At 30.5% G+C, this 13,601-nt stretch carries 13 protein-coding genes; 6 read left to right on the top strand and 7 right to left on the bottom strand.

The window, feature by feature from the left end; all coding sequences use genetic code 11:
- Nucleotides 1-667: 667 nt before the first annotated feature.
- The 7 genes from gyrA to dnaA form a co-directional block, all read right to left on the bottom strand.
- Nucleotides 668-3,103 carry a DNA gyrase subunit A gene (gene gyrA / locus JG776_RS00965; RefSeq protein WP_291963982.1) on the bottom strand — a complete coding sequence of 812 codons (2,436 nt, stop codon included), beginning with the start codon at nt 3,101-3,103 and terminating at the stop codon, nt 668-670.
- A 12-nt stretch (nt 3,104-3,115) separates the two neighbouring features.
- Nucleotides 3,116-5,020, bottom strand: a complete 1,905-nt coding sequence (gyrB, locus tag JG776_RS00970) for a DNA topoisomerase (ATP-hydrolyzing) subunit B (RefSeq protein ID WP_291963983.1) — start codon at nt 5,018-5,020, stop codon at nt 3,116-3,118.
- A gap of 15 nt (nt 5,021-5,035) precedes the next feature.
- Complete coding sequence (gene remB, locus JG776_RS00975; protein WP_291963984.1) at nt 5,036-5,293, bottom strand: extracellular matrix regulator RemB; 258 nt, start codon at nt 5,291-5,293, stop codon at nt 5,036-5,038.
- A gap of 66 nt (nt 5,294-5,359) precedes the next feature.
- Nucleotides 5,360-6,469, bottom strand: a complete 1,110-nt coding sequence (gene recF / locus JG776_RS00980) for a DNA replication/repair protein RecF (protein ID WP_291963985.1) — start codon at nt 6,467-6,469, stop codon at nt 5,360-5,362.
- A gap of 8 nt (nt 6,470-6,477) precedes the next feature.
- On the bottom strand, nt 6,478-6,687 hold the full coding sequence (locus JG776_RS00985; protein ID WP_027309365.1) for an RNA-binding S4 domain-containing protein: 210 nt from the start codon (nt 6,685-6,687) through the stop codon (nt 6,478-6,480).
- Nucleotides 6,688-6,750: 63 nt separating this feature from the next.
- Nucleotides 6,751-7,854 carry a DNA polymerase III subunit beta gene (dnaN, locus tag JG776_RS00990; protein ID WP_291963986.1) on the bottom strand — a complete coding sequence of 368 codons (1,104 nt, stop codon included), beginning with the start codon at nt 7,852-7,854 and terminating at the stop codon, nt 6,751-6,753.
- Nucleotides 7,855-8,114: 260 nt separating this feature from the next.
- Nucleotides 8,115-9,497, bottom strand: coding sequence for a chromosomal replication initiator protein DnaA (gene dnaA / locus JG776_RS00995; protein ID WP_291963987.1), 1,383 nt, complete (start codon nt 9,495-9,497; stop codon nt 8,115-8,117).
- 534 nt (nt 9,498-10,031) lie between these two features.
- Between dnaA and rpmH the strand changes: the two genes are divergently transcribed.
- The 6 genes from rpmH to mnmE all read left to right on the top strand — a co-directional run bounded on the left by rpmH (nt 10,032) and on the right by mnmE (nt 13,595).
- Nucleotides 10,032-10,166 (top strand): 50S ribosomal protein L34, encoded by a 135-nt coding sequence (gene rpmH / locus JG776_RS01000; RefSeq protein WP_018664108.1) that lies wholly within the window; start codon nt 10,032-10,034, stop codon nt 10,164-10,166.
- A 60-nt stretch (nt 10,167-10,226) separates the two neighbouring features.
- On the top strand, nt 10,227-10,571 hold the full coding sequence (rnpA, locus tag JG776_RS01005; protein WP_291963988.1) for a ribonuclease P protein component: 345 nt from the start codon (nt 10,227-10,229) through the stop codon (nt 10,569-10,571).
- Nucleotides 10,571-10,780: a membrane protein insertion efficiency factor YidD gene (gene yidD / locus JG776_RS01010; protein WP_027308714.1), complete on the top strand. Its 210-nt coding sequence runs from the start codon at nt 10,571-10,573 to the stop codon at nt 10,778-10,780. The genes rnpA and yidD overlap by 1 nt, the downstream gene beginning before the upstream one ends.
- 14 nt (nt 10,781-10,794) lie before the next feature.
- Nucleotides 10,795-11,472, top strand: coding sequence for a membrane protein insertase YidC (gene yidC / locus JG776_RS01015; RefSeq protein ID WP_291963989.1), 678 nt, complete (start codon nt 10,795-10,797; stop codon nt 11,470-11,472).
- A 17-nt stretch (nt 11,473-11,489) separates the two neighbouring features.
- Entirely contained in the window at nt 11,490-12,116 is a 627-nt protein-coding gene (gene jag / locus JG776_RS01020) for an RNA-binding cell elongation regulator Jag/EloR (RefSeq protein WP_291963990.1), read from the top strand.
- Nucleotides 12,117-12,212: 96 nt separating this feature from the next.
- Nucleotides 12,213-13,595 carry a tRNA uridine-5-carboxymethylaminomethyl(34) synthesis GTPase MnmE gene (mnmE, locus tag JG776_RS01025; protein WP_291963991.1) on the top strand — a complete coding sequence of 461 codons (1,383 nt, stop codon included), beginning with the start codon at nt 12,213-12,215 and terminating at the stop codon, nt 13,593-13,595.
- Nucleotides 13,596-13,601 lie beyond the last annotated feature (6 nt).

Consider the following 13,601-nt stretch of genomic DNA (forward strand, 5'->3'; position numbering starts at 1 on the left):
GCCGCCAGCGTTCGTCCTGAGCCAGGATCAAACTCTCATGTTATAACCTAGCTTCTTATTTGGTACGTTCGCTCTCGCTGTTCAGTTTTCAAGGACCGTCATTCAACATGTTTTATTTTATAACAGTAATTTTATTTTGTCAACAACAATTTTCATTTTTTATTTTTATTTTTATTTTTTACTTCCTTGCCGTTGACAGTTATATATTTTATCATTAAAATCTTCTTCTGTCAACACTAATTTATTATTTTTTATAACTTATCAAAATTATTTTATCAATAAAACAATACAGGCTGTTGAAAAAGTTATATATTAATTAGCCCCATGAAGGATTTCTTGGGCATTCGTTCTACGGCTTAAGCAATTCTAAGCTTTTCTTTGTTTGAAAAAGTCCTACCCTCGCGATGCCATCGTCCTGATGGCCGCTCGGCTCGGCACGTCCTTTGCCGAATTACGGACTTTTTCAAAGTCGAAAAGCAATAATTGCTAAAGCTCATAAAATATACCATTTTAAAACCCTTTTATGGGCCTTTTTTCATACTTTAGCTAACGAACAGGTTTGTCAATAATCTGAATTATTTTATCAATAAAATAATATCTTATTATAAATTCTCACTAAAAGTAAAAAGAGCAGACATTCAAATAGAATATCTACCCTTTTTATTAATTATTCTTCTTCACTATCTTCATTTATTATTTTTGCAATAGACACAATTCTTTGGTCTGCATCGGTTTTCATTAAGGTAACTCCCATTGTATTTCTACTTGTTCTTGAAATCTGTGCAATCTCTAATCTTATTATTACTCCATTGCTATTTATAAGCATTATCTCGTCTTTGTCTTTTACTGTCTTTGCTCCAACTATACGTCCAGTTTTTTCTGTTACCTTATATGTTATTAACCCTTTTCCACCTCTATTTTGGACAGAGTATTCCGTACATGGAGTTCTCTTTCCATATCCATTTTCACTAACAACAAGTAAATCAGCGTCTTCTTCAAATACATCCATAGCAACAGCTACGTCATTATCTCTTAATGTAATTCCTCTAACCCCTGCTGCTGTTCTTCCCATACATCTTACGTCGTTTTCTTCAAATGTAATTGAATACCCGTTTTGAGTTACTATTGTTATTTTACTATCTCCATCAGTTAATTTAACTCCAATTAATTCATCATCAACCTTTAGGTTTATAGCATTTAATCCACTTCTTCTAATAGAACTAAATTCACTTAATGCTGTCTTTTTAACGATTCCATTCTTAGTTGCAAAGAATATAAACTTATCTTCATTAAATTCTTTTATTGCTATAACCGCTTGTATTCTTTCTCTTGGGCTAAAAGGTAATATATTTACAATATTTGTACCACGCGCAGTTCTTCCTGCTTCTGGTATTTCATAGGCCTTTAATTTATACGCTCTACCTAAATTTGTAAAGAATAGTATGTTATTATGTGTTGAAGTTATAAATATGTTTTCAACAAAATCATCTTCTCTTGTTGTTATACCTTGAATACCTTTTCCACCTCTTTTTTGACTCTTATAAGTATCAATTGGTATTCTCTTTACATATCCTGCATGAGTGATGGTTATTACAACTTCTTCCTCTTGAATTAGGTCTTCGATATTTATTTCCTCAGTGCTATTTATTATTTTTGTTCTTCTTTCATCTGCATATTTTTGTTTTATTTCAATTAGCTCATCCTTAATTATGTTGAGAACTAATCTTTCATTTGCAAGAATTTCCTTTAACCTATTTATTGTTTTAATAAGCTCCTCATATTCCTGTTCTATTTTATCTCTTTCAAGACCTGTTAGTCTTTGTAGTCTCATATCAAGTATAGCTTGAGCTTGCTTTTCTGAAAGCCCAAATCTTGACATAAGCCCACTTCTTGCTTCATCAACCGTCTTTGATCCTCTTATTAAATTAATAACCTCATCTATATGATCGAGTGCTATTTTTAAACCTTCTAAAATATGAGCCCTTGCTTCTGCCTTATCTAACTCATATTGAGTTCTTCTTCTAATAACAACCTTTTGGAATTCTAAATAGTGAGTTAAAACCTCTTTTAAATTAAGTATTTTAGGTTCTCCCTCTACTAATGCAAGCATTATTACACTAAAGGTATCCTGCATTTTTGTGTGTTTATATAATAAATTTAAAACAACATTAGGATTTGCATCCCTCTTTAATTCAATAACAATTCTCATTCCCTCTCTATCTGATTCATCTCTTAAATCAGATATACCTTCTATTTTCTTATCCTTTACAAGTTCTGCTATATCCTCAATTAGCTTGGCTTTATTAACCTGATACGGTATTTCTGTAACTATTATCCTATGTTTTCCCTTTTCTTCTTCTATTTCAGCCTTTGCTCTTACAGTAATTCTTCCTCTTCCTGTTTCATATGCTTGTCTTATTCCCTCTTTACCTAATATTACTCCTGCTGTTGGGAAATCTGGACCCTTTATCTTAGACATTATGTCTCTAACTGTAGCTTCAGGGTTATCTATTAATACAACAAGACCATCTATAACTTCTCCTAAATTGTGAGGTGGTATATTTGTTGCCATACCAACAGCAATACCTGATGAACCATTAACTAAAAGATTTGGAAATCTTGAAGGAAGAACTAATGGTTCCTTTTCAGTACCATCAAAGTTATCTATAAAATCAATAGTATCCTTGTTTATATCCCTTAAAAGTTCCATTGAAATCTTTGAAAGCCTAGCTTCTGTATAACGCATTGCAGCTGCCCCATCACCATCAATGGAACCAAAGTTTCCGTGTCCATCGACTAAAGGATATCTCGTTGAGAAATCCTGTGCAAGTCTTACCATTGCATCATAAACTGCACTATCACCGTGTGGATGATATTTACCTAAAACATCCCCAACGATTCTGGCTGATTTTCTATACTGCTTATCAGGATATAATCCTAATTCATGCATTGAATATAAAATTCTTCTATGAACAGGCTTTAACCCATCCCTAACATCTGGAAGTGCACGGCCTACAATAACACTCATTGCATAATCGATATAACATTTCTTCATCTCATCCTTTATATCGACTGAAACAATTTTCTCTCTTATATCTTCCATTTTTTCACCTCATTATATGTCAAGATTTTGAACCTTCTTAGCATTTTTCTGTATAAATTCTCTTCTTGGTTCAACTTTATCTCCCATAAGTATAGTAAATATCTCGTCTGCTGCTACTGCATCCTCTATTTCAACCTTAAGAAGTGTTCTTGTTTCTGGGTTCATAGTTGTTTCCCAAAGCTGTTCTGCATTCATTTCACCAAGACCCTTATATCTTTGTATTTCGACATTATCTCTTCCAATTTCATTAAGTTTCTTTTCAAGTTCCTTATCTGAATATGCATAATGAATCTTTTTATTCTTAGTTATTTTATAAAGTGGTGGCTGTGCAATATATACATGTCCCTCCTCAATAAGAGGTCTCATATATCTATAGAAGAATGTTAATAACAACGTTCTAATATGTGCACCATCCACATCGGCATCTGTCATTATAATTATTTTATCATATCTAATTTTGCTTATATCAAATTCATCTCCAATTCCTGCCCCAAAAGCTGTTATCATATTTCTTATTTCTTGATATGATAATATTTTATCTAATCTTTGCTTTTCAACGTTCATTATTTTTCCTCTAAGAGGAAGAATAGCTTGAAATCTTCTATCACGTCCACCCTTTGCTGAACCTCCTGCTGAATCACCCTCAACAAGATATATTTCACAAAGCTTTGGATCCTTTTCTGAACAATCTGCAAGCTTACCTGGAAGAGAAGTGGAATCTAATACAGATTTTCTTCTTGTTAATTCCCTTGCTTTTCTTGCTGCTTCTCTTGCTCTTTGGGCCATTATACATTTTTCTAATATAATCTTTGACACATGAGGATTTTCCTCTAAAAAGGCTGCAACTTTATCTCCAACAATTGTATCAACAACACTTCTAACCTCTGTATTACCAAGTTTAGTCTTTGTTTGACCTTCAAATTGAGGATTTGTAATTTTTACCGATATAACTGCTGTCAAACCTTCACGTGTATCTTCTCCTGCTAAATTTTTATCATTTTCTTTAAGGAATCCATATTTTCTTGCATAATCATTAATAACCCTCGTAAGTGCTGTTTTAAATCCACTTACATGAGTTCCACCTTCAGGAGTATGGATGTTATTTGCAAAGGAAAATATATTTTCGTTATAGCTCTCATTATACTGAAGTGCTATTTCAACTATTACATCATCCTTTACTCCCTCTACATATATTGGTTCTTCACTTAAAACCTCTTTATTTCTATTTAAGTATTTTACAAACTCTTTAATTCCACCTTCATAATGGAATTGTTCTTCCTTTTCTTCTCTTTCATCCTTTATAGTAATACTAATTCCCTTATTTAAAAATGCAAGCTCTCTAAATCTTTGGGCTAAAGTATCATAGTCATATTCTAATTCTTCAAATATTTCAGCATCTGGTTTAAAGCTTACTGTAGTTCCTGTACTATTTGCATCTCCTACTACCCTTAAATCACAAACCACTCTACCTCTTTCATATTTTTGATAGTATTCTTTACCATCTCTTCTAACCCTAACTTCAAGCCATTCTGACAGGGCATTAACTACCGAAGCACCAACTCCGTGCAATCCCCCAGATACCTTATATCCTCCGCCTCCAAACTTACCACCTGCGTGTAAAACCGTAAATACAACTTCAACTGCAGGCTTATTAAGTTTTGGATGTATATCAACTGGTATACCTCTACCATTATCTACTACCGTTATTGAGTTATCCTTATGTATAATAACCTCAATATTGCTACAATATCCTGCTAATGCTTCATCTATTGAGTTATCAACTATTTCATAAACTAAATGATGAAGTCCCTTAGGTCCTGTACTACCTATATACATACCAGGTCTTTTTCTTACAGCCTCAAGCCCCTCCAGAACTTGTATCTCATTTGCACTATACTGCTGTACATTACTACTCATTCTTTTCACCTCTTCTTATAGTTCATTCAAAAACCCTGTTCTTTTTACCAGAGTAAGTGAAGATATTGGAGAAAGATAAATTATACTTTTTTTATTTCTCTCTGTTAATACGAAGGATTTTGGTGGATCATCTGTAATTCTTTTAACAAATCCTTCTTCTTCTGCTATCTTTAAAAAATTTCTTGTATCAGAATTGAAGGTAGAATTTATATCGAAGATAGCAATAACTTCACTTAAAGGAATTACTACATTTTCTCCTAAATGAAGAAACATAAAAAAGCCTCCCTATATCAAAATCATATTTATTATAAATCTAATTCACAAAATAAACAACATTTTTTATTCTAATCGAACAATAGTTCCTCTTTCAACTTCAAAAATGCTTTTTTCGGCAAATTTCTTAATATCTATGTCCTTAATACTTGTACAAGTGATAATTGTTTGTATATCCTTCAAGGAGTTAAGTAAATAAAACTGTCTTTTAGGATCAAGTTCTGAAAGTACATCATCAAGAAGAAGTACAGGATACTCCCCTACCTCTGCCTTTACAATTTCAAGTTCAGATAATTTTAAAGAAAGTGCTGCCGTTCTTTGTTGCCCTTGAGAGCCAAAATTTCTAACATCTATCCCATTTATAAATATGGCCAAATCATCTCTATGAGGTCCAACCAAAGTAAATCCCTTTTTTATATCATCTTCAATATGTTTAATATAATAATCAAGTAAATTTTCCTTGATTCCCTTAAGTGTTGTATTAACATTTATATCACTTTTATATAAAACTTCAAGTTCCTCTTTACCATCTGTAATTTTTCTATGTATAAGTCTTGCTATTAAAGTTAGCTTTTTTATAAATTCAATTCTATTTTGAATTATTATGCTCCCATAGTCAGCAAGCTGTTCACTAAATATTTCCAGTGTAGTCCTATTAGAAGGGGAAACCATCAATGTTTTTAAAATATTATTTCTCTGCATTAATACCTTATTATATTGATTTAATATATAATAATACTTTGGTCTTATCTGACTTAATTCGTTATCTATAAACCTCCTTCTTAAAGAAGGTCCTTCTTTTATTAACTTTAAGTCTTCGGGAGAAAAAATTACTGTGTTTAATGTTCCTAAAACATCAGTTGATTTATTTACTTTAACTCCATTTAACTTCATCTGCTTTTTTCCCTCTATATCAAGCAAAAACTCCAATTTATAATTACCTAAATTTTTGACTACATCTGCCTTAATATATGCTTTATTTTTATTCCAAAAGATTAACTCTCTGTCTTTATTGGTTCTATGGGACTTTAATGCACTAAAAAAATACATTGCTTCTAAAACATTTGTTTTTCCCTGTGCATTCTCTCCAACAAATATGTTTATTTTATTGTTTAATTTAAGTTCAAGTTTTTCATAATTTCTATAATTTATAAGTTCTATTGCATCTATATACATAATCCCACCTATACCACCTTAAAACTTCCTACACCCTCAACTTCAACTATATCTCCCTTATAAATTTTCTTGCCTCTATTTAAAACAACTTCACCATTAACCTTAACATCTCCATTTTGAATTATAAGTTTAGCAAAGGCTCCTGAATCTGCAATATTAGCCCATTTTAGTAGCTGGTCTAATTTTATATACTCTGTATTTATAGATATTTGTTCCATTTATTTAACCTCCTCAATTAAAGATAAAAAGCAAGGGGACTATCCCCCATTGCTTTCTTAATCTTATTCTTCAACTAATCTAACAGGTAATACAAGGTATATATAATCATCAGAATTACATTTTTTAACTACACAAGGGCTTACATTTGTAGTAAATTCTAAATAAATTTCATCTGAATCTATTATTCTTAAAACATCTAAGAAATACTTTGAATTGAAGGCAATTTTTAAATTTTCACCCTCAAGTTCAATATTAACTTCCTCATAAACTTTACCCAATTGTGAGTTTGAAGTTATTATCATATTGGAATCCTTTATATCAAATTTAATTAAATTAGTCTTTCCTTCTCTTGCAAGCAGAGATGCTCTTTCTATACTATCTAAAAGTTCATTTCTATTTACTTTAACCTTTAGTCTATACTCTTCAGGAATTATTTGACTATAATTTATAAACTCGCCATCTAACAATCTTGATATTACTTTAGTATTTCCAAGGTTAAATAATATATGATTTGGTGTAAAAGTTATCTTTGCCTTTTCATCTGTTGTCTCAAGTATCTTTGATATTTCATTTAAAGTTTTTCCTGGTATTACAGCACTTATTTCATTCTCTGAATCTATATCATACCTTTTTAATGCTAATCTATATCCATCTAATGCAACAAAGCTTAATTTTCCATCTTTAACTTCAAATAAAACTCCTGTAAGTATAGGTCTTGTTTCTTCCTGTGCTATAGCAAAAATAGTTGAACGAATCATGCTTTTTATTAAATCTTGTGAAATTTCATACATGGAATTTTCGTTTATTGTTGGAAGTTTAGGAAATTCATCTGGATTATTTCCTAAAAGCACGAATTCAGACTTTTGACAAGTTATATATACATTATTATTTTCCATTTTTATTATTATTTTGTCGTTTGGAAGTTTTCTAATGAATTCTCCAAATAACTTAGAGTTAACAACTGTTGCTCCCTCTTGATAAACTTCTGTTTCTATAAATGTTTCTATACCAAGGTCTAAATCTGTTGCAGTAAATGTTACTTTATTGTCCTTTGTTGCCCTTATATGAATTCCTTCAAGAATAGGGTAAGTTGTTTTTGTTGAAGTTGCCTTTTGAACTGTATTTATTGCTTCCTGTAATAATTCTTTTTCACATATAAACCACATGAGTAAATCCTCCTTTTATCCACAGTGGATAATTTTTTATTATAGATAGAGGTTATAAACAATAATTTAGTAGTAATAGTAATAGGTACTGTTGATATGTTGATAACTACGTCAAAGCAAGAAAGAAGAATAATTTGATAAAAAAATAATTTGTGGATAAGTTGATGAAAACATCTTAATTTTATCCACATTATAAAGAGATTAAAAATTAAAATACAACTATCCACAAATAATAAACTTCAATTATTAACATGTGTGAATTATTTCTGATGGATCTTTTTAATTAGTTCATCTATTGTTTCCTTTAGAGCATCGTCCTTTTCTAAGTCCTCAGATATTTTTTCATATGCGTGTATTACAGTTGTATGGTCACGTCCACCAAATTCTTCTCCAATTTTAGGTAGAGATAAATCGGTTAATTTTCTTGCTAAATACATAGCAATTTGCCTTGGATATGCTACATTTTTAGTCCTTCTTTTTGATTTAAAGTCATCTATTCTTAGATTATAGTAGCTTGCAACTACATCTTGGATTAGTTCAATTGTAATTTGTTTGTTGTTTTTATTGGATATTATGTCCTTTAGAACATCTGTTGCAAGTTCTACACTTATTTCTTTATTTGAAAGAGAGGCAAATGCAACAATTCTAATTAAAGCACCTTCTAACTCTCTAATATTTGATTGAATTTTATTTGCAATATAGACCATAACTTCATTTGGAACCTGTAGATTTTCCATATCAGCCTTTTTCTTTAGAATAGCTATTCTTGTTTCAAAATCTGGTGGCTGTATGTCTGCTATAAGACCCCATTCAAAACGTGATCTTAATCTATCTTCTAATGTAGGAATTTCCTTTGGTGGTCGATCACTTGAAATAATTATTTGTTTATTTGCTTCATATAGTGCATTGAATGTATGGAAGAATTCTTCTTGGGTTCTTTCTTTTCCTGCAATGAATTGAATATCGTCAATTAAAAGGACATCAACGTTTCTATATTTATTTCTAAATTCAACATTCTTATCATCCTTAATAGAATTTATAAGTTCATTTGTGAATTTTTCAGAGGACACATAAACTACTCTTGCTTTAGGGTTATTATTTAAAATGTAGTGCCCGATTGCGTGCATCAAGTGAGTTTTACCAAGACCAACGCCTCCATATATAAATAGAGGGTTATATGCCTTTGCTGGAGCCTCTGCTACAGCTAAAGATGCAGCATGTGCAAATCTATTACTATTTCCAACCACGAAGGTATCAAAGGTATATTTTGGATTTAATGTAGATGTTGTAAGCTCATCGTTCGATTGATTAGGCTTAGCTTCAGCACTTTGTTTATTTGAAGTTGCTTCATCAGTTTTTTGAGATGAAATGTCTAATTCCTTAAATACATCATCTGTTTCCAAAACAAATTTTATTTCGTATTTTTTAGAAGCAACTAATTTAAAGGCATTACCTATTAAATCTTTATACCTTGCATCTAATATGTTTTTTGAAAATTCGGTTGGAGCAAGTAAATAGAAGGCATCCTGCGTTAACTTTATGGGCTTTAAAGATTTGATCCATGTATTAAAACCTACTTCTGTAAGTTCTGTTTTTACTATATTTAGAGTTTTTTCCCAGAGAGAATGGATGTCTGTGCCCATAATAAACCTCCTGTTCTTAAATAAATTTTTTGTAATAATTAAATCGAAAAATATATATTAACAGAGTTATTCACAATTTAATAATCAAAAAATAGTTGTTGACAAAAAAACAAAAAGATATTCACAGAATGTGAAAAAATATTTTATTTTTAAAATATGGTTTAAATTATTCACAAAGTAAAATCAACACAATTAACAAACAGAAATAATAGATTTTTTAAAGGATTACAGTAAACAATAAATAAAAATTCAACAAGTTATTCACAAGCTTATCCACAGAATGTGAATAACTTTACATAATCCACAAAAAATAAACAAAAACATATAAAATTATCCACATCGTATAAATATATTATCAAATTAATTATTCACAGGCAATAGTTATCCACAAAAAACACATATGTGAATAAAAAATTATCAACATCAAAGTATTTCTTGACATTAACGAGACATAAATATATAATTTTTATGTAATATGCCTTTTTGAAAATGTTATCCTGAGATAAATATTATTTTTAAAGGAGGTGCATTTAGATGTTAAGAACATATCAACCAAAAAAGAGACAAAGAAAAAAGGAACATGGCTTCAGAAAGAGAATGAAGACTAAGAATGGAAGAAAAGTTCTACAAAGAAGAAGAAGAAAAGGAAGAAAGAGATTGACAGCATAAGGCCGCGATTCGTGGCCTTTTTATTCAATATATATGTTTTTAAAAATCTGAGGGATTAATATGAAAAAAGAAGAGAGAATAAAAAAGAATGCTCATTTTAGATTGATATACAAAAAAGGCAAATCAGTTAGCGATTCAAATTTAGTTATGTATTATAGCAAAAATGGAAATAATTATAATAGAATTGGTGTATCTGTTAGCAAAAAAGTAGGTAAGAGTGTAGTAAGGAATAGATATAAAAGATTAATTAGGGAAAGTTTTAGAAAAAATAAGTCTATTTTTAAGCAAGGATATGATATAATATTTATAGCAAGAGTTGGTATATTGAAAAGTAATTATAGTGAAGTAGAAAAGTCTGTTGTAGGACTTATGAAACGAGTAGGTCTGATAAAAGAGGGGAAATAATGCGAAAATTTTTAATTTTTATAATTAAACTATATAGAAAGTATATATCGCCCTTAAAGCCGCCAAGCTGTAGATTTTATCCAACATGTTCTATGTATGCTATTGAGGCAATAGAAAAATATGGTGCTTTAAAAGGGGGATATTTAGCTATAAGGAGGATATTAAGGTGTCATCCACTTAATAAGGGTGGGTATGATCCTGTTCCATAAAGGAGGTAATTTATTTGGCAGGTATTAATTCAGCTTTAACAAGTTTTTTTAATCTAATCCATAATTTTGTAAGCTTAGGGGTTAAAAATTTAAGTCTTGCTTACTTTTTGGATATTTTTATATTTACAGCTATAATTAAACTAATACTTCTACCACTTACAATAAGTCAAACAAAATCTCAAGTTAAGATGACTGAGATGCAGCCAAAATTAAAGGAGTTACAAGAAAAGTATAAGGGGGACCCTCAAAAACTACAACAAAAGCAAATGGAACTTTACAAGGAGATGGGAGCAAGTCCATTTTCAGGATGCTTGTTGATATTTATTCAATTCCCTATATTTATTGCAATGTATAACGTTATTTATAGATATACAGGATTTAACGATGTAGGATTTTTATGGATTAAAAGTTTAGGGCAAAAGGATGCGTTGTACATACTTCCATTATTATCAGGTTTAACTACATACATACAAGGTATAATGATGACTCCAAAGAATGATGATCCACAGTCAAAGAGTCAAAAGCAAATGAATATATTTATGACACTATTTATTACTTGGGTATCTATTAATTTTAAGGCTGCACTTGTATTGTATTGGATAATAAGTAATATAATACAAATTGCTATTCAGTATTTCATAATAAACAGGATAAAAAATAAGGAACAGGAAGCTTTAGCGATTAAGAAGTAGGGTGGTGATTTGGGCCTATGAAGTCTATTGAAATGACAGGAAAAACTGTTGAGGATGCTATTGAGGCGGCGTTAAAGGAACTTGGAGTAAAAGGTGACTCGGTCAATGTTGAAATTTTAGATAGGGGAAGTAAGGGTATATTAGGACTTATTGGTGCAAAGCCAGCAAGAGTTAAAGTTACTTTAAAAAAGGATTATGCAGCAATAGCTAAGAACTTTTTGAGAGATGTTTTAGATAAGATGGGTGTTAAATGTGAAATACATATTAAAGATGAAGATGATGTGCTTAAGATTAATTTAGTAGGTCAAAGATTAGGAGTATTAATTGGACACAGAGGAGAAACATTAGATGCTCTTCAATTTTTAGTAGGTTTAGTTATAAACAAAGATAATACAGAATCTGAACATAAAAAGGTTATATTAGATGCAGAAAACTATAGAAAAAAGAGAGAAGAGATACTCATTGGTTTAGCTAAAAAGCTTGCATATAAAGTTCAAAAGACGAATAAGTGTGTAAAGCTTGAGCCAATGAATCCTTATGAGAGAAGAATTATTCACTCAGCACTACAGGATCATCCATATGTAACTACCTATAGTGAAGGAGAAGAACCATTTAGAAAAGTTGTAATTGATTTAAAAAGATAATAAATATGCCTGCCAAATGGCAGGCATATTTATTGATTATTGTTTCTTTATATTTTGGTATAATATATAATGACTACACTTATAGAGGTGAATTTTATGTTTTTAGAAGATACTATAGCTGCAATTTCTACACCTGTTGGAGAAGGTGGAATTGGAATTGTTAGAATGTCGGGAAAAGACTCTTTAAGTATTATTGAAAAGATATTTAAAAGCTATAAAGGAAAAAATGTAAAGGATATGAAGTCTTATACTATGATGTATGGCTTTATAATAGATCCAAATACAGATGAGAAGGTAGATGAGGTTATAATCAGCTATATGAAGGCTCCAAATACATATACAAGGGAAGATATAGTAGAGATTAACTGCCACGGTGGTGTCGTTGCAGTAAAGAGAATTCTATCATTAGTTTTGAAAAATGGTGCAAGACTTGCAGAACCAGGAGAATTTACAAAGAGGGCCTTTTTAAATGGGAGAATAGATTTGTCTCAGGCAGAGGCAGTTATAGATTTAATTAGAGCAAAGACAAGTGAAAGTATGCATATTGCATTAGAACAATCACAAGGAAAACTATCTCAAAGGATTAAAGATATAATGAATAGACTTTTAGGCATACTTGCTCATATTGAAGCATCAGTTGACTTTCCAGAAGATGATATTGAAAATGTTGTTTCATCAAAGATTATTAACGATTCAAATGAAATAATAAAAGAACTTGAACATTTGATTAAAAATGCTGAAACAGGAAAAATACTAAGAGAAGGTTTGAATACAAGTATAGTAGGTAAGCCAAATGTAGGTAAATCATCTCTTCTTAATGCACTTTTAGAGGAAAAAAGGGCTATTGTAACAGATATTCCAGGTACAACCAGAGACGTTATTGAAGAGTATATAAACATAAGGGGAATTCCTGTTAAAATTATAGATACAGCAGGAATACGAGAAACACAGGATATTGTTGAAAAAATAGGTGTTGAAAAATCAAAGGAATATATAGAGAAGTCTGATTTGATTATATTTATGATTGATTCGAGCAGGCCACTTGATGATGAGGATTTAGAGATAATAGAACTTATAAAAAATAAAAAGGTAATAGTTGTAATAAATAAAATTGATTTACCAATGGAACTGAATTTAGATATAATAAAAAGTAATTTTAATGAAGAAAATATAGTCTTTGCTTCTATTAATACAGAAAAGGGCGTAGAGGATATAAAGCAAAAAATAGAAGATTTTGTATTCTCAGGAGAGGTAAAGTCTAAGGATATATTTGTTACTAATGTAAGGCATAAGGATATATTGTTTAGGGCAAAGGAGAGTATATTAAAGGGAATAGAAACAATTGAATTAGGACTTCCTTTGGATATAGCTTCTGTAGAGTATAAGGATGCATATTTAAAGCTTGGTGAAATTACTGGTGACACAGCTGCAGAGGATATTATAGATAGAATATTTAGTGATTTTTGTATAGGTAAATAGGAGGTG

Source organism: Caloramator sp. (genome assembly GCF_020054765.1).
GTDB classification, from domain to species: Bacteria; Bacillota; Clostridia; order Clostridiales; family Caloramatoraceae; genus Thermobrachium; species Thermobrachium proteoclasticum.

Coding starts and splice junctions, on each gene's coding strand:
- gyrB (WP_291963983.1), bottom strand. CDS start 5,020: ATGAGTAGTAATGTACAGCAGTATAGTGCAAATGAGATACAAGTTCTG.
- rpmH (WP_018664108.1), top strand. CDS start 10,032: ATGTTAAGAACATATCAACCAAAAAAGAGACAAAGAAAAAAGGAACAT.
- rnpA (WP_291963988.1), top strand. CDS start 10,227: ATGAAAAAAGAAGAGAGAATAAAAAAGAATGCTCATTTTAGATTGATA.
- yidD (WP_027308714.1), top strand. CDS start 10,571: ATGCGAAAATTTTTAATTTTTATAATTAAACTATATAGAAAGTATATA.
- dnaA (WP_291963987.1), bottom strand. CDS start 9,497: ATGGGCACAGACATCCATTCTCTCTGGGAAAAAACTCTAAATATAGTA.
- dnaN (WP_291963986.1), bottom strand. CDS start 7,854: ATGTGGTTTATATGTGAAAAAGAATTATTACAGGAAGCAATAAATACA.
- mnmE (WP_291963991.1), top strand. CDS start 12,213: ATGTTTTTAGAAGATACTATAGCTGCAATTTCTACACCTGTTGGAGAA.
- JG776_RS00985 (WP_027309365.1), bottom strand. CDS start 6,687: ATGGAACAAATATCTATAAATACAGAGTATATAAAATTAGACCAGCTA.
- remB (WP_291963984.1), bottom strand. CDS start 5,293: ATGTTTCTTCATTTAGGAGAAAATGTAGTAATTCCTTTAAGTGAAGTT.
- gyrA (WP_291963982.1), bottom strand. CDS start 3,103: ATGGAAGATATAAGAGAGAAAATTGTTTCAGTCGATATAAAGGATGAG.
- recF (WP_291963985.1), bottom strand. CDS start 6,469: ATGTATATAGATGCAATAGAACTTATAAATTATAGAAATTATGAAAAA.
- jag (WP_291963990.1), top strand. CDS start 11,490: ATGAAGTCTATTGAAATGACAGGAAAAACTGTTGAGGATGCTATTGAG.